Here is a 24,023-nt window from a genome sequence, read left to right on the forward strand (position 1 = left end):
ATAGTAATATTTAAAATATATCTTTAAGATAGTGTTTTCTTTTCATCAAAGTAATTATCCAAAATACATCTTTAAAAGATTTGTCACAATCTCCTTTTTCTGCAGTTTTTTTCGGAAACAAGTATATGGGGGATACAAATGCGTTTAACGAATTACTCAGATTACGCGCTGCGTGAACTGATTTCCCTGGCTTCGATGGAAGACGGCAAATTGGCCAGTATTAAAGAAATTGCGGATGATTACGGTATTTCAAAAAATCACTTAATGAAAATTACTTATGAATTAAGCAAAATCGGGGGCATTAAAACGGTACGCGGGCGCGGGGGCGGGATTTGCCTTGCTAAACCACCCCGCAAGATCAATATCGGGAAATCATCCGCTACACGGAAGACGACTTTAAATTGGTGGAATGCATGGAAGGCGGGGCATGTATCATTACCCCTGTCTGCGGATTGAAGCATGTTTTGCATGAAGCGCTTGCTGCATTTCTCTGTGTTTTGGATCAATATACGCTTGAAGATCTTGTCAAAAATCGGTTATCCTACCGACAGCTTTTAACAAACTAACACTGGGAGGGGGTTTATTCACTTGCCCGGTGTTCCGCTTGTTCAAGATACTTTTTCAGCACAACCGCATGATTGTGCTCCCCATCTTCTGCTGCATACAGCAAGGTAACGTTTCCCGCCTGCCCCCACTCGATCAGCCGGTCCAGTTCCGTCCGGTCCTCCAGGTTGTCCAGTTCCTCCGTGTATTTGGCTCCAAATTCGGCAAACTTTTCCGGATCGTGGTTGAACCATTTCCGCAGTGCGGGCGTCGGTGCCACGGTTTTCATCCAATCATCCAGCATGGCTTTTTCTTTCGAAACCCCACGCGGCCAAATCCTGTCAACAAGCACCCGTTTGCCGTCATCTCCCGGTTTTTCGTAAATTCGTTTTAATTCGTACATTCGAACAGCTTCCTTTCATGGTATTTTAGTCATTTCGCCCGCTTCTTCCGTTCCAAACTGGCAGGGTTGCGTTCCATTTTCGCATAGGTCCATTCCAAAAAACAGTCCTCTAACTTTTCATTTAATCGTTGTTTTTCAAAATTTTTCTGTGTATGATAGTTTTGACGTCTATTCTGACAAATGAGGACATTTTTATGAAAATACGCGATTGGGACCAAAATTTAAAAGTCCGTCTTTTCGGGGAATCATTAATGAATCTCACCTTTTGGATGTTCTTCCCCTTTTTGACCATTTACTTCACCGAGGAATTCGGTACGGGGCTTGCAGGCACCCTTTTAATTGTTTCGCAAGTTTTTTCCGCCATTGCCAACCTGCTCGGCGGTTATTATGCCGACCGCTTCGGCAGAAAAAAAATGATGGTGCTCTCTTCGTTCGGACAGGGCATCGCCTTTTTGTTTTTTGGGTTTGCCAACTCGCCATGGTTCGACTCTGCTCTTGTGGCTTTTATTTGTTTTTCCGTCTCCGGCGTATTCGGTTCGCTTTATTATCCGGCGAGCCAGGCAATGATTGCCGATGTTGTCGATGAAAAAAACCGTAGCCATGTATTTGCCGTTTTTTACACATCCGTCAATATCTCAGTCGTCGTCGGGCCGGTGATCGGCGGGATTTTCTTTGCGCATTACCGTTTCGAACTGCTAGTTTTCGCAGCCCTTTCATGCCTAGTGCTCGGCATCCTGCTCGTAAGATACACACGCGAAACAGCACCGCTTTTTGCAAACGGTCATCCCCAAAAAGAGAAAAAATGGTACAGTTCCCTTGTGGAGCAGGCCCAAAGCTACCAGGTCATCATCAAGGATAAAATTTTTATGCTGTTTATCTTTGCCGGCATTCTCGTCGCCCAGACGTATATGCAGCTTGATCTCATCTTGCCGGTCTATACGAAAAAAGCCTTCGATGAAGCCGATTTTTTCAACCTGATCCATTTTACCGGAGAGCAACTGTTCGGTTTTATTTTATCCGAAAACGGCCTGATTGTCGCCCTTTTCTCCGTAGCGGCTACGAAATGGATGGCGAGATACAGGGAACGGGACGTGTTTGTGCTGTCTTCGCTGCTTTATGCCGTTTCCATTTATTTATTCGGCGTCTGGATATCAAGCTTTGGATTTATCTTCTCGATGCTCCTGTTTTCACTCGGCGAACTGGTTGTAACGGGTATCCAGCAAAACTTTGTCTCCAAGCTCTCGCCTCCTGACATGCGTGCCCAATATTTTGCAGCTGCAAGCCTGCGGTACACACTCGGCAGAACAATTGCACCGATATCGATCCCCTTGGCCGGCATGATCGGCTACAAAGGAACGTTTGCCGTCCTGGCTGTTTTAGCTGTTGCGAGTGCTGGCATGTATATCGTGATGTTCCGGCAATATGAAAAAAGACGTCTGTCCGGTACATGAAACCGGGCAGACTTTTTTTCATGAACAGCGGCATTTTGATCCATACTACTTTTGAAAAGTTTGTGCCCTTTGCTTCGGTAGTAAAAATCATCAACACACCTTTGTAAAGAAAGAAGTGGTGAAAGATGCTTACACAACAACAACTGGACCATTTCCGAACGATTTTAAAGTCGCAACTTGACGGCTTTCAAAAAGAATTGGACCAAAATAACCATTATCAATTAGAATCCGCGCACCCTTATGATTCCGTCGGAGAACTTTCGAGTTACGACAACCATCCTGGCGATACCGGAACTGAACTGTATGAACGGGAAAAAGATATTGCTCTGAATAACCACGCCGAATATGAAGAGGAAAAAATCAGGGCAGCTCTTAAAGCAATGGAAGACGGCACATACGGAAAATGCAAAAAATGTGGCAGGGACATCCCGATCGAGCGGCTGGAGGCACTCCCGTCAACGCTGTACTGCAAAGAGCACAGCCCGGATTCTACGATCCCGGGGCACCGGTCCGTTGAAGAAGATGTGCTCAATCCGCCGTGGGGAAAATTCAATTTCGACGATTCAAAAGATGAGTCGGTTGTCTTTGATGCGGAAGATTCCTGGCAGGCTGTTGCGAAATGGGGCACTTCTGAATCACCTTCCGATTTTGAAACCCCACCGGACAGCTATAACGAAATGTACACGGAATCGGACGATCATGACGGCTATGTGGAAGACTTTGAAAATTTCTCAGGTAACGACATTTCCGGCAAACATGTAAAAATTTATCCAAATAAAGAATACGAAGAAGAACTGGACGAAGTGGACATGATGACACCATTCGAGGATCTGCCGCGGAATGAAAAAAATCCATATGTGGAAGAAAATGAAAAAAATCGGAAATAAAAATCAGGTTTATTTGCTGAACCTGATTTTTCTTTGAAAAAATTCCGGATGGAAGCCTTTTTTCTTTACGTTTTTGTTCGTATATTACAGCCGATTTTGTTATAATTTTTTATATGATAAAAGGAAAAGTTAAACCGCCGCCACGAGCGGCATCAACATAATGGAGTGAGATTTTTGGGAAACAGACCAAAAAAATATATGCGTGAAACCCGCACAGTGAAAACAAGCTATGTTTTTCCGCCGGATACAAACCACCTTGGCACGCTATTCGGGGGAAAATTAATGGCTTATATTGATGATACAGCATCGATTGCGGCCGCCAAACTGGCCAGATGCACCGTTGTAACGGCTTCGACCGACTCTGTCGATTTTATTGCCCCGATCCGCGTCGGGAATGTCGTCACAGTTGAAGCGATAGTGACCTGGACTGGCCGCACCTCAATGGAAGTTTTTGTAAAGGTTAGTGCGGAAGACTTAAAAACAGAAGAAACATCGATTGCCGCCATTTCTTTTCTAACCTTTGTGGCGCTTGATGAGAACGGGAAACCGACACCGGTGCCCGAAGTCGTTCCGGAAACAGATGAGGAGCGCTGGTTAAATGAAACGGCAAAACAGCGTGCCGAACAAAGATTGCTGCGAAAAAAACAAAGTGAGGAAATGGCGCGCTATTTTTCAAACGCCATGTTATAAGATTGAAGAACCTGTTCTGCAGAAAAAATTCCTTTTTGTCACAAAAGGAATTTTTCCTTTCTCCTCCATTGTGAAAAATTTTACAAAAAGATTAATTTTGTATGGTAGCTGCAGCCTTTTTACAGATTTTTAAGGAATTGCCGCGACATGTTTTTGTAATGTGATGGATTGGAAGAAAGTGCTACCGACGGCACGGACAAAAAAAGCTATACTGAATGGGAATGACTATGGTACCATACTATGCTTTAAAAGATCATGAAGGTTAGGTGACATAATACATGTTTTCAGGGAACGAAATTGGAATCGATTTAGGAACTGCGAATGTTTTGGTGTATTCTAAAAAAGAAGGCGTGATTTTGGACGAGCCATCCGTTGTGGCAATAGATAACCAAACAAAACAAGTGCTCGCCTTCGGGCATGAGGCAAAAGCCATGATCGGCAAAACGCCGGAAAAAATTACGGTTGTCCGCCCGCTAAAAGGCGGCGTAATTGCCGATTTTGACATGACGACAGAAATGTTGAAACAAATTATGAAAAAAATCAATAAACAAAGCGGCATCTCCATCCGCAAGCCGAATGTCATTGTATGTGCCCCATCCGGCGCAACATCGGTTGAGCGCCGTGCCATTGAAGATGTGGTAAAAAACAGCGGGGCCAAAGCTGTCCATTTAATTGAAGAACCGGTTGCCGCCGCAATCGGCGCCGATCTGCCTGTAGATGAACCGATCGCGAATGTTGTTGTCGATATTGGCGGCGGCACGACAGAAGTCGCCATCATTTCTTTCGGCGGCGTTGTCACGTATAATACGATCCGGATCGGCGGCGATAAAATGGATGATGATATTATGCAGCATGTTAGAAAAACGTACAACCTTTTAATCGGCGAACGGACCGCGGAACAAATCAAAATGGAAATCGGCCATGCTTTAGTCGACCATCGGGAACAGACAATTGAAGTCCGCGGACGGGATCTTGTGACAGGCCTGCCGAAAACCGTGATATTAAGCTCTTATGAAATCCAAGAGTCATTGCGCGACTCACTTCTGCAAATTTTGGAAACGATTCGCGCAACGTTGGAAGACTGCCCGGCTGAATTGAGCGGAGATATCGTAGACCGCGGTATTGTGTTAACCGGGGGCGGCGCCCTTCTGCAAGGCATGCAGGAATGGATGAGCAACGAAATTTTCGTGCCTGTGCACCTGGCGCCAAATCCGCTGCAATCCGTCGTTGTCGGCGCAGGCCGCTCCCTCCAGTTCATCAACAAAATGACTGCAGACGCAGCGAAATAAGGTTTTGCAGGTCCGGGAGTTTTCCGGAGTCAAAAACTTGCTGACCATCACCAAGAAATAAGCTGGCTGAAGATTCGAAAGGGGCGCGGCTGCAGAATTGACTGCCTTTGCCACAGTTTCAGTGCAGCGATTTTGGAAAACACATTGGGGACAGGATTAGCACAGTACGCAGGATTTTCCCCTAGGATGATAAAACGGCTGGAATCGGGTAATGCGCGGTTCCAGCCGTTTTTTTGTGTTTGATTTTCTATCGGTGGTGAACAATAGAATATACTATAGAAAAAGCAGGTGTTTTGATGACAAACGAACAAATTGCCGACACGTTCGAATATTTTGGGCTCGGGCAGCTGTATCAGCATTTGCGTACACCCATTGAACTTTCCGGAATTTTGGACTCCTTCTCTCGCCAAGATTTGGAAGCTTTTTTGGAAGTGTATGATTTTTCTTCCTACCGTCAACTCTTATTTGATGAATTCCGTTACTTTTTTCTGACCTACCAGAAGGGGTTTATCCGGTAAAGTCAAAAATGGAAAGGCACTTGCCGTACCCTATTTTACTTCCTGTTCCATCAAAACCGGTTCCGGCTGCGGGACTTGTGCCTGCTGTTTTCCGGATAAACTTTCGAGCATTTCGCGGATATCGATGCCGCTCGATGCTTTCAACGTTTCCTGGAGTGTTGCCATCAGGTCGGTGGCATAACCGGTGATTTTGTTCGCACCCCCATTTGTGCCGCTGCCCGTATCGACAACTGTAATGGAGCCGATATTGGAAAGCGGGCCCGCCACTTGTTTCGCGTATTCAGGCAGCACCTTCAAAATCATGTCAAGTACAGCAGCCTGGCCGAACTGTTCGTATGCTTCCGCAATTTTTCTTTTTGCTTCCGCTTCCGCCAAACCTTTCAGGCGGATAATTTCCGCTTCGGTTTCCCCTTGGGCGCGCTGGGCGTCCGCTTTTGCCGTACCATCGATGCGGACGCGTTCCCCTTCCGCTTTTGCCATTGCTTCAATGCGGTATTTATGGGCATCGGCTTCGGCGATTTGCTTCATTTTTTCCGCAATCGCGGCCTGCTCCACAGCATAACGGTCGGCATCCGCTTTTTTCTTCACTTCGGAGTCGTATTGGCGTTCGCGACGTAAAATTTCCTTTTCTTCCAGTTCGATCTGCTTTTGCCGTTCGATTATCTTAATTTCCATTTCCTGTGCCGTCACTTCCTGTTTGGAACGGGCCGTTTCCAAATCGTACGCCTGGTCGGCCCTCGCCCTTGCAATATCCTGCTCGCGGCGGAACTCGGCAATTTTTAATTGGTTGAACTTTTCAGCTTCCGCAATTTCTGTTGCCCGCTCGAGTTCTGCGCGTTTTGCTTCTTTTAACGCTTCTGCCCGGCGGATCCGCGTTTCTTTTTCCGCTTCTGCGGTCGCAATGTCAGCATCCCGTTTGACCTGGGCAATCCGCGGCTTTCCGAGCGCATCGAGATAACCGTTTTTATCTTTTACTTCTTTAATTGTAAAGGATACGATAACGAGCCCCATTTTCGCCAAATCCTGGGAAGCGACACGCTGGACTTCCTGCGAAAACTTGTCGCGGTTTTTATAGATTTCTTCAACGGTCATGGAACCTAAAATGGAGCGCAAATGGCCTTCCAGCACTTCCCTCGCTTCATTTTCACGGTCTTCTTTTGATTTCCCGAGAAATTGTTCGGCAGCTGTGGCAATCTCCCCGATCGATCCGCCGATCTTGATAATCGCAATCCCGTCGGCCATAACCGGAACGCCTTGTTCGGTATAGACTTCCGGCGTTGTGACTTCCAGTTTGCTCGATAACAGGCTGAGCGGTTTTGCCTGTTGGAACACCGGGAATACGAATGTCCCTCCGCCGCGGATGATTTTAATCCGGTTTCCCGCTTCGTCGACATGGACGTTTTTGCCGCCCAAAAAACTTCCGGTGACGATCAATGCTTCATCCGGGCCCGCCGTCCGGTATTTTGTAATAAATACGCCAATCAGTGCAATCACCAAAAATACAACAATGCCAATGATAATCCAAATGCCCATTATTCCGCTTGCAAACATGCGGTTCCCCCCTTATGATTGATAAAATGTTTCATGATTCAAACGGTAATTTTCGTAAGGCACGACATACAGCACGCCATTTTTCACTTCAATGACCAGCACCTGCGTCCCTTCTTCGATCTGCGTGTCCTGCACGCTGGCAGCCGGTTTTGAAATCGTTCCGGTTTTGCTGTCAATCACGACTTCCCCAAACCCGCCTTTCGGAATCGAAAGAATCGTTTTTCCAACCCTTCCTTTCAAAGACTCTTCCGTGTAGGCGAGCGATTCTTCAGCAGTGGACAATGGAACGAACACAAACACGTTCAGCAATGTATCCAATATCAAGGCAATAACAATTGAAATCGTGATAATGAGCAGATGGGAAAGAGGTGTCAGTTTTTCCAAAATATACCCGCCTGCCGAGAAAAAGGTGAAAAATGCCAGGATCAGAGCAGGATGGATAAAATTGACCGCATCCGCTATACTGCCGAGCAAATCGTTAAACAGCAAATAAAGCACCGTCAAACAGCCTGCCGTGATCAATACAGCCAAATATGCCGTCTCAATCGGCACGCCAAACACTTCCATATGCAACACATCCCTTCTATTGCACGGGCCCCTTTCATCAATTTTTTTATGTACTTTTATTACGGTTTAAAATGGCACAGGTTTCATAAAGTGGAAAAAATTTTTACAATATGCTCAGGTCGTATTTACGGTATTTTCCATTTCTGGTGTATGGATGGTTGAGGGAGGTGAGGAGATTGTAAGCAATATTTTTAGATTAGATTTGAAGAAACCATCTCAATTCATAATATGGAATCCTTGATTCAATGATGAGTGAATCACTTTTAGAGTATCAGAATGTGCGTACTTATCTTTTTTTCCTGCTAATACATTTAATTGCTCTTTTATAAACAAAAAACCCGCTCCCCAACGAGAGCAGGCTTAAATTCTAATCTAATGCATTCCCTAAATCTTCAAGCAGATCTTCTGCATCTTCAATTCCGACTGAGATGCGGATCAAGCCGTCTTCGATGCCGAGTTCAAGCCGGCGTTCGCGCGGAATCGAAGCATGGGTCATCAGCGATGGGATCGAAATCAGGCTTTCCACCGCGCCCAGGCTTTCCGCCAAAGTAAAATAGCGGGTTTGATTCAAAACATCCAGCGCTTTTTCCTGGGATTCCACCGTAAAAGAGATCATACCGCCGAACCCATCGGCCTGGGAACGGTGCACTTCATGTCCGGGATGATCCGCAAGGCCCGGATAGTACACTTTTTCAACCGCAGGATGCGCCACCAAAAATTCAACAATCTTCCGCGTGTTTGCTTCAATTTCTTCCATGCGCACGCCCAGTGTTTTAATGCCACGGATCAAAAGCCAGCTGTCCTGCGGGCCGAGAATGCCGCCTGTTGAATTTTGGATAAAATGCAGGTCTTCGGCCAGCCGCTCATCTTTTACAACCACGAGTCCGGCAACAACATCGCTATGCCCGCCGAGATATTTCGTCGCGCTGTGCACAACAATATCCGCTCCTAAAACAAGCGGATTTTGCCAATACGGTGTGCTGAATGTATTGTCCACAATAAATTTCAACCCGTTTTCACGCGCCACACCAGCAATCGCCCGCAAGTCCGTAATTTTCAACAGCGGATTGGTCGGCGTTTCCACATAAATTGCTTTTGTATTCTGCCGGATCGCTGCCCGCACCGCATCCAAATTGCTTGTATCGACAAATGTCACATCAATATTAAAGCGGTTCATCACCTTTGTCAGCACGCGGAAAGTGCCGCCGTACACATCATCGGTCGCCAAAATATGGTCGCCGGCCGAAAATAACTGGATAACTGCCGTAATGGCCGCCATTCCGGAGCCGAATGCAAAACCGCGCGTGCCTTCTTCAATATCGGCGATCAGTTTCTCCAATGCTTCGCGCGTCGGGTTGCCGGTCCTTGCGTATTCATATTTAAAATTGCCGACGCCGTCCTGCTTGAATGTGCTCGCATGGTGAACCGGCACGGAAACGGCACCTGTATATGGGTCACGGCTGATGCCGCCGTGAATGAATTTTGTTTTTTTACGCATCGATCCATCTCCTTTTTTATATCTTTCCGCAAGACAATCCGTGGCTGCCTTGTTCGCTTTTCCGCAGAAATTCCAAAATACGCGGTAATACAATTACATGGACGAATCAACCAGAATAGATCCCGCTGCTGATATACCGTTCGCTGCTGTCCGGGAAAATCGTAACGATATGGGTGCCCGGTTTTGCCCGCTGTGCTTCCCGCAGGCTCGCTTCTAATGCGGCACCCGAAGAACTGCCGATCAAAAGGCCTTCAAGGCGGGCCGCTTCCGCCAACCGCTTAAAAGCCGCATCGTCCGAAATCGTGTGGATCGCATCAAAATACGAGCGATCCATAAACGGCGTCAAGAATTCCATGCCGATCCCTTCCGTGCGGTGGCCGTGCGCCTCGCCGCCGTTTAAAATCGAGCCCTCGGGTTCCACGACCACAGCCTTCAGATCCGGATTTTTCTCCTTTAAAAAACGGGCCGTGCCCATAAAAGTGCCTCCGGAGCCGGCGCCCGCCACAAAAACATCGACATGGCCGTCGAGCGCATCCCAAATTTCAGGGCCGAGCGTTTTATAATAGGTTTCCGGGTTGGCAGGATTTTCAAACTGGCCCGGAAAATAAGAATTCGGCGTTTCGGCAAGGAGTTCTTTCGCTTTCGCAATCGCACCTTCCATGCCGAGCGCAGTCGGCGTGTTGATGACTTCCGCTCCGAGCGCCCGCATCAGCGTCTGCTTTTCCATGCTGAATTTTTCCGGCACGACAAACACTGCCCGCACACCGAACCGGATCGCAGCCAGCGCAAGCCCGATCCCCGTGTTGCCGGCGGTCGGTTCAATGATCGTCCAGCCGCGCTTCAGTTTGCCTTCCTTAAACGCTCGCTCCAAAAGGTATGCGCCGAGCCGGTCCTTGATGCTACCGCCCGGATTTAAATACTCAAGCTTTGCAAACAGGCGGACATCTTCCGACAGATCAAATGCCGTAATTTCCACCAACGGCGTGTTGCCGACCAGTTCATGGACATTTTTTGCAAACTTCATCTGAAGCGTCCCCGTTATTCGGCAAAAACCTGTGCCCATTCATCACGTTTTGCCAGCATCTTTCTTGCAATCTCCTGCGCGCCTTCCAATGAATGGCTCGCCGCCCAGCCGCACTGCGTTTCATTGCACGCCGGCACTTCGGTTGCTTGAAGCACGTCATTCAATGTTTTTTCAATGATATCGAGCACCTGGTTATAATCGTCCAAATTGATGACCAAAAAATAAAAACCGGTTTGGCAACCCATTGGGCTGATATCCACAATTTTGTCTGTATAATTGCGGGCGAATTCCGCCATCATATGTTCCAGTGAGTGAAGTGCCGGCATCTCTATATGCTCTTTGTTCGGCTGGCAGAAACGGATATCGTATTTGCGGATCACATCGCCGTGAATTCCTTCTTTCACCCCTGCGAGGCGCACGTATGGCGCTTTTACTTTCGTATGGTCCAAATTAAAACTTTCTACATTCATTTTTTGCATTTCAGCCATTGTCATGCACTCCTTTCAATTTTGCATCAATCAACCATACAAAACGGTTTAATGGATCGAACGAAACTTCAAAATGATTGTCTTTGAAAATAGAAGCTAGCACAGGGACCGTCGTGTAGTACTCGCTTTCCAAGTCTTTTGCAAGCCGGCTGAACCCTCTGTTTTTTGCCTCCTGGATCATCTCCCGCTTTGCTTCCTCTGATTTAAAAACGGTATCTGCAAAAACAATTTTGCCGCCAGGGTTTAAAAACCCCCGGTACAAGGAAATGGCATACCGCTTTTCTGCATCCGTCAAGTGGTGAAAAGCATAGGTGCTCACAATCGTATCCACTTTTTTCGGGACTGTAAAATTTAAAAAATCCCCATCTGTTATTTTAACACTCGGATGCTTGTGTTGTGCAATTTTTCTCATATTGGCAGAAGGTTCTATGCCAATTACAGACAGCCCTCTCTGCAGCAGTTTTCCCGTTAAATTCCCGGTGCCGGGGCCAAATTCAATAACAAACCCTTCCGCACGGCCAGCGACAGCATCCAAAATTTTATCATATTGAAAGAATACTTCCCCGTATTCGGAATCTTTGCCGGAAACTGTTTGATCATAAGAGTGGGACCATTCATCGAACAGCGCATCAAATTCTCTGCCCAATCTTAATCCCTCCATTTCCTATAAAATAACTATGAATTAAATGTACCACGTATTATTATTTTTTGCAAACTTTGGGACTGAATATTAATCACCATTTTAAACGTTTTTACTTTCATTCATGGCGGTTGTATTTTAAAATATTCTGGAAAGGATGAGATGTGATGACATTATTGGATAACATTATGGCTTTCAATGAGGAATTTGTGGAGAAAAAAGAGTATGAGCCTTATACCACTTCCAAATTTCCGGACAAGCGCATGGTAATTTTTACTTGCATGGATACAAGGATTATCGAATTATTACATAAGGCGATGAATATTAAAAACGGCGATGCGAAAATCGTGAAAAACGCCGGGGCCATCCTGACAAGCCCGTTTGACAGCACGATGCGGAGCCTGCTTGTCGCCATCTACCAGTTGAAGGCGGATGAAGTATTCGTCATCGGCCACTATGACTGCGGCATGACTGGTTTAAAAGGGGAATCTGTGCTTACGAATATGAAAAAACGCGGGGTAGAAGAAAAAACCATTGAGACGCTCACCAACGCTGGGATCGACCTGGGCGAATGGCTGAGCGGTTTTGACCGAGTGGAAAACAGTGTCGAAAAAAGCGTCGGTATCATTAAAAATCATCCGCTCATGGACAAAAAAGTGCCGGTACACGGCCTCGTGATTGACCCGGAAACAGGGAAGCTCGATCTTGTCATCAACGGCTATGAAAATTAAAACGTTCACCTGAGAGATTGCTTCGCCCAGTTTTTCCTATTTTTTAGTACCTTTGTCACATGACAATTTTCCTACACTTCCATGGTAAAATAAATTAGACGGCTTGGCCGGCCAAACATCATGAATGTACACCTGGAAAAAGGACGGTGGCTCCAATGAAAAAAAACGTTTTGCTTGTGGATGATTCGATGTTTATGCGGATGAAACTGAGGGCATTGCTGGAGAGGCACGGTTACCAGGTTGTTGCCGAAGCCAGTGATGGCCTGGAAGCGGTGGAAAGATATACGGCATACCGCCCTGATATTGTCCTGCTCGACATCACGATGCCACACATGGATGGGGTCGCGGCGTTAAAAGAATTGATGAAAATCGACGAAAACGCCAATGTGGTCATGTGCACTGCGCTCGGGCAAAAGTCGCTCATGCTGGAAGCTCTTCAAAGCGGAGCGAAAGATTTTATTGTAAAGCCTTTTTTCGACAACCTGATCCCCGTTTTGGAGAATCTGGGTTAACCCAATCTTATGGAATCCTCATTAAAATATTATATTTTTTTCACAGCGCTTTAGGATTTGGCCTTTATCATAAACGGTGTAGCGAGGACAAGCAGCAAGCAAACACGCTGGACAAATTGCCCTATTTGTCTTACCCCCCTTTCTTTTAGCCGGCCTTTAGCGCCGGTTTTTTAAGCCTTTTTTAAGATACGAAAGGCTATAATGGCAGGGAATTCAAATTTTTTACGAAACAGGTGACATTGATGCAAATCAGTTCAGTTTCTTTCCAAACCGTTACAAGCACGGCAGCAGCTTCATCCAGTTCTTCATCCCAATTGGAAAAATTGCAAAAGCAAAAAACAGAACTGGAAGCGGAAATTAAACAATTGAGTGCTTCTTCTTCGGGATCCACGGACAATTCTCAGCAGTTAAAGCAGCTGCAGACGCAATTGCAGCAAATTGAAGTGGAAATCCAAAGATTGGAAGCCGAAAGCAAGTCGGATTCAACTCCTGCGGCGGCACAAGCCCAATCGCAGGACGAGGTGACGATCAGCAACGCGGCTTATGCGCTGTATAACCAGTTGCAAGCAAACCCGGCATCGGAGTAATGGAAAAACACAGAGAACATATTCAATGGAAAAAAGCAGGCGCCGATGATAGCCCCTGCTTTTTTCTTATTTTACGCGCAATCTTTCCCCGACATAGATCGTATAGTCATCATCCAAATTATTCCATTCCTTGATTTGCTGGATGCTGGAACCATATTCTTTGCTTAACGAATAGACTGTATCCCCTTTGACCACTTTCTGGTACGTTGCCCCGCTCTTCTTTTTCAGGCCGAACGCCTTGGCCAACCCGTTGACATGCCCTTGCGCGACATCTTCTATCCAGCTGTTTTGTTTCATTTTTGCCGCATCGCTTGCCCGGTCAATAAAGCCGTTTTCCGTCAGCAACGCCGGCATGCGCGATTCCCGGAGCACATGGAGGTCGGCCTCTTTTCTGCCCCTGTCCTGTAAATCATTGAGTTTCAGCACTTCCTGGTGGATCGTCTTTTGGTATGTTGTGGTAGGGGAGCAGACATCGGGGTAAACATAACTTTCAAATCCCGTCCCCGCTCCTGAATTAATATGGATCGAGAGAAAGTAATCAGCACCCCAGCTGTTCGCTGTATCGGTGCGGTCTTCCAAGGAAATAAATGTATCGGTCGTCCGCGACATTTTTACGGAAACATTTTCGTAATCATTTGTTAAAATGGTCCGGATTTTTTTGCCAATCACCAAAGTAATATCCTTTTCTTCCAGCCCGTTTCCTGTTGCGCCCGGGTCTTTTCCTCCATGCCCGGGATCAAGAAAAAGTTTAAACATTTTCTTCACCCCTTTTCGTTTCCCTCACTCCCTACATATCTTTTAAACTGAATTCCGGTCACTTTCCCGCCATATGTTTCGCGCCGCTTTACAATCCGCTCGCTGACAGCCCGAGCATAAACCCTTTGATGATCCCTTCTTTCAAATTGCTTCCGGTATAAAAAATTCCGAACCCGAGGCCGAAAATAACGGCAAGAAGCGGGAAATATTTTGCCGGAAACCCGATCCGCTTGAACATTTCCCCCAAGCCCATGATGATTGGGATCATGCCAACCTGATAGACGTCTTACATATACCGTCCCCCTTTTCCATATGCTATTCAAGGGGTTAGAATTAGAAGCGGGAAATCTCGTGGCAGGAAAATTTGCCTTTATCCTCCACAAAAAATAAAGATTTGGAAGTGCTTTAAACTGAATTTATTACGGTTAAATTGATTAATATATTACTAAAGATATAAAACAACATCGGTGCCATTGCAAGATGGATCACAAATTTATTTCTCTACGTGCAGAAGAAAACCGTCCTCGCCTGGATACCTTAGTAAAGCTGCAACAAATCCGCCGAAAAATGCAAAAAGGCTTTTCAAAAACAACTTTTTCGTATATAATAATATCTGTTCATTTTAACAACACAGATATGGCTCCGTAGCTCAGTGGATAGAGCGTCGGTTTCCTAAACCGTGCGTCGGAGGTTCGAGTCCTCTCGGGGCCGCTTATATAGAGAGAAAGCACAAGGGAAGGTTGCCCTTGTGCTTTTTATCATGTCGTTTCCCATGGCTCCAAAGCTTTCAGGATGTCATTGCGTGGAAATTTTAAGGGGGATTATAAAATGAAAAAAGCTGGCTTTGGTTGCCTTGGATTTTTTGTCGTTCTGGCGGTCATCGCTGTTGTCATAAATGCCGTTAAATTTTTGTTTTCACATATTAACGGCTTTTTCCTGGCTTTCGCATTCCTGTCCTTGCTTTTTGCTTTTTTAAGTTTTTTCTTCCCGCGCCTCGGCTTTTGGGCAAAGAAAAAAACAAAGTTTTCTTCCAGTACGGGATATTTCATCCTTGCCATCATTTTTTTCATTCTTTTCGGAATCACGGCACCAACACAGGATACAACGCATCAAAAGAGTGATTATCAAACAGCTGCTACCAAAGCGAAAAACACCGCCGGCAAGTCCGGCAGCAATCCTAAAGAAGATAAAAGCAAACCGGCTGAGGCTGCGGTACCTGCAGTAAAAAAACATAAAAAAATTTCCACTCCATCCAACCAGCATGCCGCAACATTGGTAGAAACGGTTGATGGGGATACAATCAAAGTCATCTATAAAGGGAAAGAAAAAACAGTGCGCTATTTGCTGGTGGATACACCGGAAGAGAAAAAACCGGGTACCTGCGTCCAGCCGTATGCCGTGAGTGCCTATAACAAAAATAAACAATTGGTCAACAGCGGCAAGTTGACGCTGGAATTCGAAACAAACGGCGATACCCGCGATAAATACGGCCGTCTTCTTGCCTATGTGTATGTAAATGGAAAATCGGTGCAGGAAGAATTGCTGAAAGACGGTTATGCCCGGGTCGCTTATATTTATCATCCGCCGTACAAATATTTGTCAAAATACGAAAAAGACGAAAAGATTGCAGAAAACAAGCACTTACATATTTGGTCTCAAAAAGGATATGCCACCGATTCCGGATTTAACGGCTGCTCGAAATCAACTGCCGCTGCGAAATCATCATCCGCAAAGCAGTCCGGTACGGGCGGGGCCGGAAGCTCAAGTGCATACCAAAACAACCCTGCAGATGACCAGGAAAGCAACATGGTCTGCAAAGGAAAAATTAAAGGCAATGCAAACAGCAAAATTTATCATTTACCGGGGAATCCATATTACAACCGGACAAAGGACAATATTGTATGGTTCTGTACAGAGGCGCAGGCGAAAAAAGCCGGGTACAGGCCTTCCAAATAAACACAAGGGTACCATGCCCTTGTGTTTTTACTTTTCTCCGTATGGTTTTACAACTTGAAAACCGAGTTTTTCAGCTTCATCCCTGTCAAAACCCTCGTCCTGGTGCATACAGTACACTTTATCCCTGAATGCCGGGCCGATGATTTCTGCCAATTTGCGGAGCGACAAGTGCACATTGTCTTCGTAATCCGCTTTGCACGTATCCTGATAAAAAGCGCCAAATACACCGCCGGTTAGTTTTTCTAAAATAGACGCGGGAATTTCACAACAGTCGCCACTGTAATAAATCAACTCGTTTTGAATCCTCAGCACATAGCCGAAACAGTGCAGTTCGGGAACATGCCTGACCGGAACCGCTTCAAACCGGATAGAAAGTTCTGGAATTTCAATCTCTTCTCCGGGAGTGAATTCTTTCAGGATATACGTTTTTTCCTCCGCGCCCATCATGTCCAATAGCATACGGATGTTTAAGTCTTTAGGCGCATAGACCGTTACAGCCGGCTCCGCCATTTTCCCTATGATCCAATAACCATAAAGCACCAGATCCCCAAGCGATCCTACGTGGTCGGCATGCGTATGGGTCAAAACGACATGGATTCGGTCCGCTTTTTGCAAAATCCCTGATTCCCGCAGCCTTGCAAATGTGCTACTCCCGCAGTCAATGAGAAAAAGCGTCTGGCCTTTTATGTAAAAAGCGCTATTGTTTCCGAGTTCCGTATGAAAAGCGCTGCCGCAGCCAATAAATTCAAGCATCATCATCCCTCCTTGTTTCCCCCATTTTAAACGTAAGGAATGCCGCATGTCCATAAGCGCGTTAAAATGTGTGTTTCATCGGCTTCCGCAAAATGAGGGAAACTTCAATTTTTTTGCAAATCGTTAAATAATGCATCATCATTACAAGAAGCGTCCCCGTATTCATTGCGATCATGACACCCGCCATTTGATACTGCGGATTGACGCCGAGAAAATAAATCAGACAGTACATCACGGCCGTTGACCAAACAAAATGCGCCAATGCATCCCTGACCAGCCCGAGCCCGATTAAAAACGCCTGCATCGGAATGACAAAATAATGGAACAAAAAATACGGCCATAAAAGCTGCACATAAACGGCCGCGGCGGCAGAATGTGAAAACAGCGCAGCGAGTGGAACAGCGAATAGATAAATGATCACTACGGCCGGCAACCCGTAAACGAATGTCATCATCATGACCTGCTGCAACAGTTTTTGCAGCTTCAAGCCGTCTTTTTTGACGTATGCTTCCGAAACGGTCGGAATCAGCACCGTTGATAAGGAGTGGGCAATAAAAGCCGGGAAAAAACCGATCGTAAAAGCTACGCCCGCCATCAGCCCGAAATGTTCATTCGCCATTGTTTCCGTCATACCCGATTTGACGAGCACCCATTTAATAAAAAATGGCTCAATGGCGTTTGTAATCGAATGAAAGACGCGCATGCCAGTTGTCGGCAGGGAAACTGCAAGCAAACTTCTCCGGATCGTTTTCCCGCCCATCTCCGCCTGTTCTTTTTTCTTCAGCATTTTCATTTGTAGCACAAACATATGGAAAAGATACAGCAGCACAATCAGGTCGCTCCCGACAAGCGTGCACAGCGCAATGAAAATGGACAGCTCCAAATCAAACTGAATCCAATGGAATAGAAAAACAAGCAAAACGAGTTGCATGATTTTTCTCAGGAAATTGGCGACGGCAATTTTTCCCATTTGCTGGACACCCATAAAATACCCTCTTGCGATCGAGGAAAATGCTATAATCGGGATAAGGGCAACGATCAGCCAACGGATATACGGATGGTAATGCCGGAAAACCGGCAGTGCGTGAAGCCACAAAACGGCTGCTGCCATCAAAAGAAGCACAAACAGAATCGTCAGGCGGATCGTATACTGCAGCATGCCGCGGTGGTATTTTTCTTCTTTTTCAGCAATAAATTTTGAAATCGAGATCGGCAGTTCCATGCTGGCAATCGTCACAATTAAAAAAATCACCGGCAAAATCGACATATACAAACCCATGCCATGTGCCCCGAGTTCGTTCGCTAGCACCATATTGGTCAAAAATTCAATGCATTCTCCTATAAAAGCGACACCGATCAGAATCAGCGCTCCTTTAAAAAACACTGCCATGTTCTGCCTCTTCTCCTTATCTTGGAAAACTTTTTCAATATTAAAGGATATGAGGCAAGCCCGGAGAAACATTACAATAAAAATATGCAAGATTGGAGAAGCCTGTATGTCAGAAGAACAAGTCATCCGCAAAAAACATATCTTGGTCACAAAAGAAAGGCTTATGGAAGATTTCCGCAAACTGGGGCTTGCGGAAGGCATGACCGTGATCGTCCACTCTTCTTTAAGCTCGATTGGCTGGGTTTGCGGGGGAGAAGTTGCCGTAATCCAAGCATTAATGGAAGTCATTACCAATCAAGGGACCATTGTGATGCCGGCGCAAACAACGAATAATTCGGATCCGGCTTATTGGGAAAATCCGCCTATCCCGGAAGAATGGTGGGATGAGATCCGCAAATCCATACCGGCCTTCGATCCGCGGATTACCCCCACTTATGGGATGGGCCGGATTGCTGAACTTTTCCGGACATTCCCGGGCGTTTTAAGGAGCAATCACCCAAACTGTTCGTTTACAGCATGGGGCCGTGACGCAAAATATATTGTGGAAGGCCACTCGCTTGACTTCCCGTTCGGGGAAAAATCCCCGCTCGCCCGCATTTACGATAAGAACGGGTATATTTTGCTGCTCGGGGTTGATTATCTTTCCAATACTTCGATGCACCTTGGCGAATACCGTTCGTCGCGGTACACAACCGTATTTAAACAGAGCTGCGCCATGATGGTAAACGGCAAAAGGGTATGGAAGTCATACAAAGATTATGAAGAAAACTCCGATTTGTTCAATAAAATCGGCCGCGCTTTTGAACGCAGCCACAAAGTGAAAACCGGTTTTGTCGGCGCGGCCCTGTCCAGGCTGATGAAACAGCGGGCGCTGGTCGATTTCACCGAACAATTTTTGGATAATTCTCAGAAGCATGATGAAGGAGATAACGAGTAAGTTATCTTCTTTTTTGGAACGCAGCTTACACTTCATGCAGATTTGCTACGCAGATTCATGCGAGTTCAGCTTTTTTTCATGCAAAATTCACACGCGTTCATGTTCCGAATCCCCGATTTATGTGGATATCTTAACTTCTATGATCCGGTAATCGTGCCGCCGTTAACATGAAGAACCTGCCCGGTAACATAGCTGGAATCACCGGATGCAAGATATACATAAGCCGGCGCCAGTTCATACGGCTGGCCGGCACGTTTCATCGGCACGTCGCGTCCGAATTTTGCAACCTGCTCAGCGCTGAAGCTCGACGGGATCAGCGGCGTCCAGATCGGACCGGGCGCCACCGCATTTACACGGATCCCTTTCTTAACAAGATTTTGCGACAACGACCTTGTGAATGCCACAATCGCTCCTTTTGTCGAGGCATAGTCAATCAAAGATTTATGCCCTTCATAAGCAGCAACCGATGTTGTATTGATGATCGAACTGCCCGCTCTCAAATAAGGCAGCGCGGCTTTTACCATATAGAAAAAGCTGTAAATATTGTTTTTAAACGTCAAATCCCACTGCTCGTTTGTAATATCGAGGAAGTTATCCTGGGTAAACTGCATCGCATGGTTGTTGACAAGAATATCCAGGCGCCCGAAAGTGTCGATCGTTTGTTTCACCACATTCCGGCAATGAGCCGGCTCCTTCAAATCCCCTGGAATAAGCAGGCACCGCCTCCCCAGCTCTTCAATTCTCCGTTTCGTGCGCTCGGCATCTTCGTTTTCGTACTCGTAAAAATACGGGATTACCATATCTGCGCCTTCTTTGGCAAAAGCAATCGCAACGGCCGCCCCGATTCCGCTGTCCCCGCCGGTCACAATTGCCATTTTATTTTTCAATTTGCCCGATCCCGAATACGATAGATCTTCCACCAACGGGCGCGGGTTCATCAGCTTCTCGATCCCCGGCTGTTTCGGCTGATGCTGCGGCGGAAACGTATATTTCGGCCTGTGATGCCGTGAAACCGGTTCATGCTGTGGCGGATAAAAATATGCATAAGGCTGCTGCCAATACAAAATGGATCACCTCTTTATCCAGGCTTTTTCCATTTAGTGTATTCGCCATAAGAAATTCCGTGACAGCCGCACTAATTTCCCAGAACCGTTTCCAATACAATTTCATCAAAATTTTTTACGAAAGCCATTTCCGGGTCGATACAAAGCGGATCATGCCATGTTAACTGAAGAAATGCTTCGACAACGGATTTTTGACGTTCCCCGGTCCCTGCATCTTCCAACGCGACCACGCTTTCGAAAATTTTCACCATTTGCTTGGCGATCCGTTTGCAATGGTAAGTTTGGGCTGCCTCGTCTTTCGCTTCCATGACAAACCGGCAAGTTTCTTCCAGCTGTTCAATCCCGGCAGATAACAAGGCTCCCGCCTGCAAGACAGAAGTTTTTCTTTTCATCTCTTTAATGAACATTTCATGGGCGTTGAATTTCCGCATCAGGCGCAGCACTTCAAGTCCGAGAATATTGGCTGTCCCTTCCCAGGCGGTAAGCACCTGTGCATCGCGCAAAAGCCTTGGTGTGACAAAGTCTTCAATATAGCCGTTCCCTCCGTGCATTTCGATCGCTTCATGCGCAAAATGGATCGCCTGCTCGGCCGTCTCCATTTTTAAGAGTGCAATCAGAAGGCGCGCCATGATTTGTTCTTTTTTATCCGCTTTTCCGAAAGCAGTCCGGTCAAAAAGTCGGGCAAGTCTGAAAACGGCACTTGTTTCAACTTCCTGCTTCGCCGCCATTTTGACAAGCGTTTCTTTCACCATCGGGTAATCGGCAAGCCTATGGCCAAATGCCGTTCTTCTTAGCGCATATGCCCGTGCTTCCCTGTAAGCCCGGCGCATAATACCAATTGAAGCAACGGCATTGCAGACGCGCGAAAGGTTTAACGCCTCCATCATATAGTAAAAACCTTTCGCAGGATCCCCCACGAGATAAGCTTTCGCGCCATCAAACACGACTTCGGCGGACGGCACCGCGCGCACGCCGAGTTTATCTTTCAAGCGGCGGATATAAATGCCGTTCTTTTCACCGTTTTCTTTTTCCCACGGCACTAAAAATAAGCTTAAGCCTTTCGTTCCGGACGGCACCCCTTCACGCCTTGCCAATACCATAGCCACGCCGCACATCCCTGCATTGGAGGCAAAATATTTTTCACCGTAAAGCCGGTAATGGCCCCCTTCTGCAACTGCCCTCGTTTCATTGGCGCCGACATCAGAGCCGCCCTGCCGTTCCGTTAAAAAAGTCGCCCCTTCAAAACGCTCAACTTCCCCCGTTGAAATGAGCTGCCGCAAATAGGCCTGTTTGAGTTCTTCGCTTCCGTAATGGTCGAGCAAAAATGCAGCCGCCGCCGTCAAGGTTACCGGGCAGTAAAACCCGGGTTCCGCCTGCGACAACAAATAGCCTTGCGTAAACGCATACACATAGTTGCCTCTACGGCCCAAATCTGGAATGTTTTTATGGACATAGCCGACAATTCCTTTGTTGTATACCTGCTCAACCGTTTTTAAATAGCCTTCATTCACCCATACTTTTGACACATCTTCCCCGTAACGGTTGTATTTGATGAGTTTCGGCCGGCCTTCGCGGTCGGTGTGCGCCGCACGCTCATCGATCTCCTCCGCACACATCGCCCCGAATTCGGTGCATTCTTTTTCAGCCCACTCAAAAAACTGCGGATCTAAATATTTTTGCAGCAGCCGTCCTAAATTCGGGTCGTCAAGATAAAAGTTCATTCGTCATCCCCCTCAACACTTGTTTTTGAATTTTGCCCGTGGCGTTCCTCGGCAGCTCATCGATTACTTCATACAGTTTTGGAATTTTATAGGAGGCAAGTTTTCCAGATAGGAAGCGATTGCATTCTCCTTCAATATCACCGATCGGTTCCTCCAACACGAGAAAAGCTTTTACAGTTTCGCCCCATTCCGGATGCGATACACCGATGACCGCAACTTCTTTTATTTTCGGATGGTTAATCAACACATCCTCGATTTCTTTCGGATACACATTGACGCCGCCTGAGATGACCATATCTTTTTTTCGGTCTACTACCCAGAAAAAGCCGTCTTCATCTTTTCTTGCAAGATCACCCGTGAGCAGCCAGCCGTTTTGTAAGACGAGGTTTGTTTCCTCGGGATCGCGGAGATAACCCTTCATCACACTCTCCCCATATAACGCGATTTCACCGACTTCTTTCATTCCCACTTCTTCCCCTTGATCATTCACAAGCCTGATTTCCGTTCCAAGGGCTGCGCGTTTCCCTATGCTTCCCGCTTTTTCTTTGTGTTCTTCCGGTAGCAGCAAGGTTCCACTTGGCCCCGCTTCTGTCAGACCGTAAACGCATACAAGTCGGTCTGTTTGAAAAGCTTTCTGCACCATTTCGACTTCCTGTTTTAAAAGCGGTGCGCCGCCGTACACCCAATATTGCATGCTGGATAAATCGTAATCGTTCAAATTTGGCAGTTTTGCCGTAAACAAATAAGCAACAGGGGCACCAAAGAAATGGGTAATGCGTTCTTGTTCGACCGTTTCGTCCAGCGCTCCCGGCGTAAAAACAGGCGAAAGCACATGGGTTGCACCTACAATCGTGCCCGCAACCAAAAACAGGTGCAACGGTGCCGAATGGCTGAGTGGCATCATATGCAAAATTCTGCTTTCCGGTTTCATCGACATTTCTACACACATCATCCAAGCGGAAGTCAAAATATTACGGCAAGTAAACAGCACGCCTTTTGGTTTCCCTGTCGTGCCGGAAGTGTAGAGAATGGATGCATCATCGTCTTCCTTTAAAAGGCAGCGGATTTCCGTATCGGTCGCGTTCCCGATCAGTTCTGTAAAAGTTTGCCAACTGGATGCAGCAGTACCGGTTTTTATTTTCAAAAGTTGCTCCGGAAACTCCGCCTTTTTTATGCCGTCAAAAAGCCGTTCATGAACCAAAAACGCGGATGCTTCGCTGTGCTCTAAAATATATTCGAGTTCAGCACGGCTTGATTTAGCATTGATCGGTACCGCTATGCCGCCAAGGCGGAGTACGGCAAAATAAGAAATGACAAATTCAACAGTGTTCGGCATCATGATTACCGCTCCGGCGCCCGGCCGGAAGCCGCGGTTTTGAAGAGCGTTCGCCAAACGGTTCACTTTTTTGTCCAGTTCCCGGTACGTCAGCCGTTCATCCGGTGAAACAACGGCTTCCTGGAACGGATACTTTCGTGCATTTCGTGCCAATAATTCAGGAATGTTCATCCCTGCTCCTCCCTTAGCTTTTTTAAGCGTGTTTGAAAGTCAGATAAGTATTTTTCCAATTCGGCCTGTAGTTCCCGAAGTTCCTGAATTTTCCGGATGACTTCCTGCCGTTTCTGCTCGCCGTATTCAATCGTTTTTTCCAATTGTTTGATACCGGTGCGGTCGCGGTCAAACAGCTCAATCATTTCTTTGATTTCTTCGAGAGTAAAGTGTAATTGTTTCCCGCGGAAAATGAGTTTTAGCCTTGTGTAGTCTTTTTTGGAGTAACATCTTCTGCCGTTCGGAGCGCGTTTTGGTTTAAGCAGGCCGAGTTCTTCGTAGTAGCGGATCGTCCGGGTCGTCACGTCGAACTCGCCCGCCAATTCGGATGTGGTATAAGGCACCTCACTCCCCTCCTGTCTTTTGAACTATCATACTATTTACGTTAACGTTAACTTCAATATGATAATACAGATTCCTTTTTGCATTTGCGAAATTCCATTAGATCTCTGCTTTTTCGGGGGATGGAACAACTTCAAATGGGAACGCACAACCCCATTTTGGAATGAACCAAAACTTCA

General features: G+C 46.5%; 25 protein-coding genes, 1 tRNA gene and 1 pseudogene. 12 read left to right on the plus strand and 15 right to left on the minus strand.

The features are described from left to right. The first annotated feature begins 138 nt into the window (after positions 1-138). Positions 139-566 (plus strand): annotated as a pseudogene (locus BpJC4_RS05980) (Rrf2 family transcriptional regulator). A gap of 14 nt (positions 567-580) precedes the next feature. Here BpJC4_RS05980 and BpJC4_RS05985 read toward each other — a convergent pair. Next, positions 581-946 carry a DUF488 domain-containing protein gene (locus BpJC4_RS05985; protein ID WP_151680774.1) on the minus strand — a complete coding sequence of 122 codons (366 nt, stop codon included), beginning with the start codon at positions 944-946 and terminating at the stop codon, positions 581-583. Between the two features lie 194 nt (positions 947-1,140). Between BpJC4_RS05985 and BpJC4_RS05990 the strand changes: the two genes are divergently transcribed. The 5 genes from BpJC4_RS05990 (at position 1,141) to BpJC4_RS06010 (ending at position 5,781) form a co-directional block, all read left to right on the plus strand. Continuing rightward, positions 1,141-2,397 carry an MDR family MFS transporter gene (locus BpJC4_RS05990; protein WP_151697647.1) on the plus strand — a complete coding sequence of 419 codons (1,257 nt, stop codon included), beginning with the start codon at positions 1,141-1,143 and terminating at the stop codon, positions 2,395-2,397. A 125-nt stretch (positions 2,398-2,522) separates the two neighbouring features. After that, entirely contained in the window at positions 2,523-3,284 is a 762-nt protein-coding gene (locus BpJC4_RS05995) for a TraR/DksA C4-type zinc finger protein (protein WP_151697648.1), read from the plus strand. A 174-nt stretch (positions 3,285-3,458) separates the two neighbouring features. After that, the gene (locus tag BpJC4_RS06000) at positions 3,459-3,974 is read left to right on the plus strand and encodes an acyl-CoA thioesterase (RefSeq protein WP_172968346.1); all 516 of its coding nucleotides are present in this window, start codon (positions 3,459-3,461) and stop codon (positions 3,972-3,974) included. A 278-nt stretch (positions 3,975-4,252) separates the two neighbouring features. Further along, a complete protein-coding gene (mreBH, locus tag BpJC4_RS06005; RefSeq protein ID WP_151697649.1) occupies positions 4,253-5,263 on the plus strand; it encodes a rod-share determining protein MreBH in 1,011 nt (336 codons plus the stop codon). A gap of 296 nt (positions 5,264-5,559) precedes the next feature. Then, positions 5,560-5,781, plus strand: coding sequence for a hypothetical protein (locus BpJC4_RS06010; RefSeq protein ID WP_151680778.1), 222 nt, complete (start codon positions 5,560-5,562; stop codon positions 5,779-5,781). Positions 5,782-5,811: 30 nt separating this feature from the next. Here BpJC4_RS06010 and floT read toward each other — a convergent pair whose 3' ends face one another. From floT to BpJC4_RS06040, 6 genes are all read right to left on the minus strand, one after another. After that, positions 5,812-7,332 (minus strand): flotillin lipid rafts scaffold protein FloT, encoded by a 1,521-nt coding sequence (floT, locus tag BpJC4_RS06015; protein WP_151680779.1) that lies wholly within the window; start codon positions 7,330-7,332, stop codon positions 5,812-5,814. Between the two features lie 12 nt (positions 7,333-7,344). After that, positions 7,345-7,899, minus strand: coding sequence for an NfeD family membrane protein (locus BpJC4_RS06020; protein WP_172968300.1), 555 nt, complete (start codon positions 7,897-7,899; stop codon positions 7,345-7,347). A gap of 367 nt (positions 7,900-8,266) precedes the next feature. After that, positions 8,267-9,397, minus strand: coding sequence for a bifunctional cystathionine gamma-lyase/homocysteine desulfhydrase (locus tag BpJC4_RS06025; RefSeq protein WP_151680781.1), 1,131 nt, complete (start codon positions 9,395-9,397; stop codon positions 8,267-8,269). A 106-nt stretch (positions 9,398-9,503) separates the two neighbouring features. Beyond that, on the minus strand, positions 9,504-10,421 hold the full coding sequence (locus tag BpJC4_RS06030; protein ID WP_151680782.1) for a PLP-dependent cysteine synthase family protein: 918 nt from the start codon (positions 10,419-10,421) through the stop codon (positions 9,504-9,506). Between the two features lie 14 nt (positions 10,422-10,435). Continuing rightward, positions 10,436-10,909 (minus strand): S-ribosylhomocysteine lyase, encoded by a 474-nt coding sequence (locus BpJC4_RS06035; protein ID WP_151680783.1) that lies wholly within the window; start codon positions 10,907-10,909, stop codon positions 10,436-10,438. Then, a complete protein-coding gene (locus BpJC4_RS06040) occupies positions 10,902-11,555 on the minus strand; it encodes a class I SAM-dependent DNA methyltransferase (RefSeq protein WP_151680784.1) in 654 nt (217 codons plus the stop codon). Before BpJC4_RS06040 ends, BpJC4_RS06035 begins: the two co-directional genes overlap by 8 nt. Before the next feature lie 161 nt (positions 11,556-11,716). Here BpJC4_RS06040 and BpJC4_RS06045 point away from each other — a divergent pair, with 161 nt between their 5' ends. The 3 genes from BpJC4_RS06045 to BpJC4_RS06055 all read left to right on the plus strand — a co-directional run bounded on the left by BpJC4_RS06045 (position 11,717) and on the right by BpJC4_RS06055 (position 13,379). Continuing rightward, a complete protein-coding gene (locus BpJC4_RS06045; RefSeq protein WP_151680785.1) occupies positions 11,717-12,280 on the plus strand; it encodes a beta-class carbonic anhydrase in 564 nt (187 codons plus the stop codon). Between the two features lie 155 nt (positions 12,281-12,435). Further along, positions 12,436-12,792, plus strand: coding sequence for a response regulator (locus BpJC4_RS06050; protein ID WP_151697650.1), 357 nt, complete (start codon positions 12,436-12,438; stop codon positions 12,790-12,792). Positions 12,793-13,034: 242 nt separating this feature from the next. Then, positions 13,035-13,379, plus strand: coding sequence for a FlxA-like family protein (locus tag BpJC4_RS06055; protein ID WP_151680787.1), 345 nt, complete (start codon positions 13,035-13,037; stop codon positions 13,377-13,379). A 66-nt stretch (positions 13,380-13,445) separates the two neighbouring features. Here the strand turns inward: BpJC4_RS06055 and BpJC4_RS06060 are convergent, their stop codons facing one another. Beyond that, on the minus strand, positions 13,446-14,135 hold the full coding sequence (locus tag BpJC4_RS06060) for an N-acetylmuramoyl-L-alanine amidase family protein (protein ID WP_151680788.1): 690 nt from the start codon (positions 14,133-14,135) through the stop codon (positions 13,446-13,448). Positions 14,136-14,223: 88 nt separating this feature from the next. Beyond that, complete coding sequence (locus tag BpJC4_RS06065; protein ID WP_151680789.1) at positions 14,224-14,403, minus strand: hypothetical protein; 180 nt, start codon at positions 14,401-14,403, stop codon at positions 14,224-14,226. A gap of 370 nt (positions 14,404-14,773) precedes the next feature. On the opposite strand from BpJC4_RS06065, the gene BpJC4_RS06070 reads away from it, so the two are divergent. After that, positions 14,774-14,846 (plus strand) — tRNA-Arg (locus BpJC4_RS06070). Positions 14,847-14,963: 117 nt separating this feature from the next. Beyond that, the gene (locus tag BpJC4_RS16895) at positions 14,964-16,091 is read left to right on the plus strand and encodes a thermonuclease family protein (RefSeq protein WP_151680790.1); all 1,128 of its coding nucleotides are present in this window, start codon (positions 14,964-14,966) and stop codon (positions 16,089-16,091) included. A 27-nt stretch (positions 16,092-16,118) separates the two neighbouring features. On the opposite strand, the gene BpJC4_RS06080 is transcribed toward BpJC4_RS16895, so the two are convergent. Both BpJC4_RS06080 and BpJC4_RS06085 read right to left on the minus strand, forming a co-directional pair. Continuing rightward, a complete protein-coding gene (locus tag BpJC4_RS06080) occupies positions 16,119-16,844 on the minus strand; it encodes an MBL fold metallo-hydrolase (RefSeq protein WP_151697651.1) in 726 nt (241 codons plus the stop codon). Between the two features lie 61 nt (positions 16,845-16,905). Further along, the gene (locus BpJC4_RS06085) at positions 16,906-18,234 is read right to left on the minus strand and encodes a polysaccharide biosynthesis protein (RefSeq protein WP_151680792.1); all 1,329 of its coding nucleotides are present in this window, start codon (positions 18,232-18,234) and stop codon (positions 16,906-16,908) included. A 106-nt stretch (positions 18,235-18,340) separates the two neighbouring features. Between BpJC4_RS06085 and BpJC4_RS06090 the strand changes: the two genes are divergently transcribed. Then, positions 18,341-19,171 carry an AAC(3) family N-acetyltransferase gene (locus BpJC4_RS06090; protein ID WP_151680793.1) on the plus strand — a complete coding sequence of 277 codons (831 nt, stop codon included), beginning with the start codon at positions 18,341-18,343 and terminating at the stop codon, positions 19,169-19,171. Between the two features lie 137 nt (positions 19,172-19,308). Here BpJC4_RS06090 and BpJC4_RS06095 read toward each other — a convergent pair whose 3' ends face one another. The 4 genes from BpJC4_RS06095 to BpJC4_RS06110 all read right to left on the minus strand — a co-directional run bounded on the left by BpJC4_RS06095 (position 19,309) and on the right by BpJC4_RS06110 (position 23,846). Beyond that, complete coding sequence (locus tag BpJC4_RS06095) at positions 19,309-20,235, minus strand: SDR family oxidoreductase (protein ID WP_151680794.1); 927 nt, start codon at positions 20,233-20,235, stop codon at positions 19,309-19,311. Between the two features lie 71 nt (positions 20,236-20,306). Then, complete coding sequence (locus BpJC4_RS06100; RefSeq protein WP_151697652.1) at positions 20,307-21,956, minus strand: acyl-CoA dehydrogenase family protein; 1,650 nt, start codon at positions 21,954-21,956, stop codon at positions 20,307-20,309. Continuing rightward, positions 21,940-23,463, minus strand: a complete 1,524-nt coding sequence (locus BpJC4_RS06105; RefSeq protein WP_151697653.1) for a class I adenylate-forming enzyme family protein — start codon at positions 23,461-23,463, stop codon at positions 21,940-21,942. Before BpJC4_RS06105 ends, BpJC4_RS06100 begins: the two co-directional genes overlap by 17 nt. After that, entirely contained in the window at positions 23,460-23,846 is a 387-nt protein-coding gene (locus tag BpJC4_RS06110; protein WP_151680797.1) for a MerR family transcriptional regulator, read from the minus strand. Before BpJC4_RS06110 ends, BpJC4_RS06105 begins: the two co-directional genes overlap by 4 nt. Positions 23,847-24,023 lie beyond the last annotated feature (177 nt).

This window comes from Weizmannia acidilactici, from assembly GCF_008974185.1.
Lineage (GTDB): Bacteria > Bacillota > Bacilli > Bacillales > Bacillaceae_C > Weizmannia > Weizmannia acidilactici.

Bases quoted from the DNA above. Each gene is read 5' to 3' on its own strand.
- BpJC4_RS05995 (WP_151697648.1), top strand. From the start codon at position 2,523: ATGCTTACACAACAACAACTGGACCATTTCCGAACGATTTTAAAGTCG.
- BpJC4_RS05985 (WP_151680774.1), bottom strand. From the start codon at position 946: ATGTACGAATTAAAACGAATTTACGAAAAACCGGGAGATGACGGCAAA.
- mreBH (WP_151697649.1), top strand. From the start codon at position 4,253: ATGTTTTCAGGGAACGAAATTGGAATCGATTTAGGAACTGCGAATGTT.
- BpJC4_RS06105 (WP_151697653.1), bottom strand. From the start codon at position 23,463: ATGAACATTCCTGAATTATTGGCACGAAATGCACGAAAGTATCCGTTC.
- BpJC4_RS06100 (WP_151697652.1), bottom strand. From the start codon at position 21,956: ATGAACTTTTATCTTGACGACCCGAATTTAGGACGGCTGCTGCAAAAA.
- BpJC4_RS06035 (WP_151680783.1), bottom strand. From the start codon at position 10,909: ATGGCTGAAATGCAAAAAATGAATGTAGAAAGTTTTAATTTGGACCAT.
- BpJC4_RS06090 (WP_151680793.1), top strand. From the start codon at position 18,341: ATGTCAGAAGAACAAGTCATCCGCAAAAAACATATCTTGGTCACAAAA.
- BpJC4_RS05990 (WP_151697647.1), top strand. From the start codon at position 1,141: ATGAAAATACGCGATTGGGACCAAAATTTAAAAGTCCGTCTTTTCGGG.
- BpJC4_RS06060 (WP_151680788.1), bottom strand. From the start codon at position 14,135: ATGTTTAAACTTTTTCTTGATCCCGGGCATGGAGGAAAAGACCCGGGC.
- BpJC4_RS06020 (WP_172968300.1), bottom strand. From the start codon at position 7,899: ATGGAAGTGTTTGGCGTGCCGATTGAGACGGCATATTTGGCTGTATTG.
- BpJC4_RS06050 (WP_151697650.1), top strand. From the start codon at position 12,436: ATGAAAAAAAACGTTTTGCTTGTGGATGATTCGATGTTTATGCGGATG.
- BpJC4_RS06010 (WP_151680778.1), top strand. From the start codon at position 5,560: ATGACAAACGAACAAATTGCCGACACGTTCGAATATTTTGGGCTCGGG.
- BpJC4_RS06025 (WP_151680781.1), bottom strand. From the start codon at position 9,397: ATGCGTAAAAAAACAAAATTCATTCACGGCGGCATCAGCCGTGACCCA.
- floT (WP_151680779.1), bottom strand. From the start codon at position 7,332: ATGTTTGCAAGCGGAATAATGGGCATTTGGATTATCATTGGCATTGTT.
- BpJC4_RS06030 (WP_151680782.1), bottom strand. From the start codon at position 10,421: ATGAAGTTTGCAAAAAATGTCCATGAACTGGTCGGCAACACGCCGTTG.
- BpJC4_RS06080 (WP_151697651.1), bottom strand. From the start codon at position 16,844: ATGCTTGAATTTATTGGCTGCGGCAGCGCTTTTCATACGGAACTCGGA.
- BpJC4_RS06065 (WP_151680789.1), bottom strand. From the start codon at position 14,403: ATGATCCCAATCATCATGGGCTTGGGGGAAATGTTCAAGCGGATCGGG.
- BpJC4_RS06085 (WP_151680792.1), bottom strand. From the start codon at position 18,234: ATGGCAGTGTTTTTTAAAGGAGCGCTGATTCTGATCGGTGTCGCTTTT.
- BpJC4_RS06055 (WP_151680787.1), top strand. From the start codon at position 13,035: ATGCAAATCAGTTCAGTTTCTTTCCAAACCGTTACAAGCACGGCAGCA.
- BpJC4_RS06045 (WP_151680785.1), top strand. From the start codon at position 11,717: ATGACATTATTGGATAACATTATGGCTTTCAATGAGGAATTTGTGGAG.
- BpJC4_RS16895 (WP_151680790.1), top strand. From the start codon at position 14,964: ATGAAAAAAGCTGGCTTTGGTTGCCTTGGATTTTTTGTCGTTCTGGCG.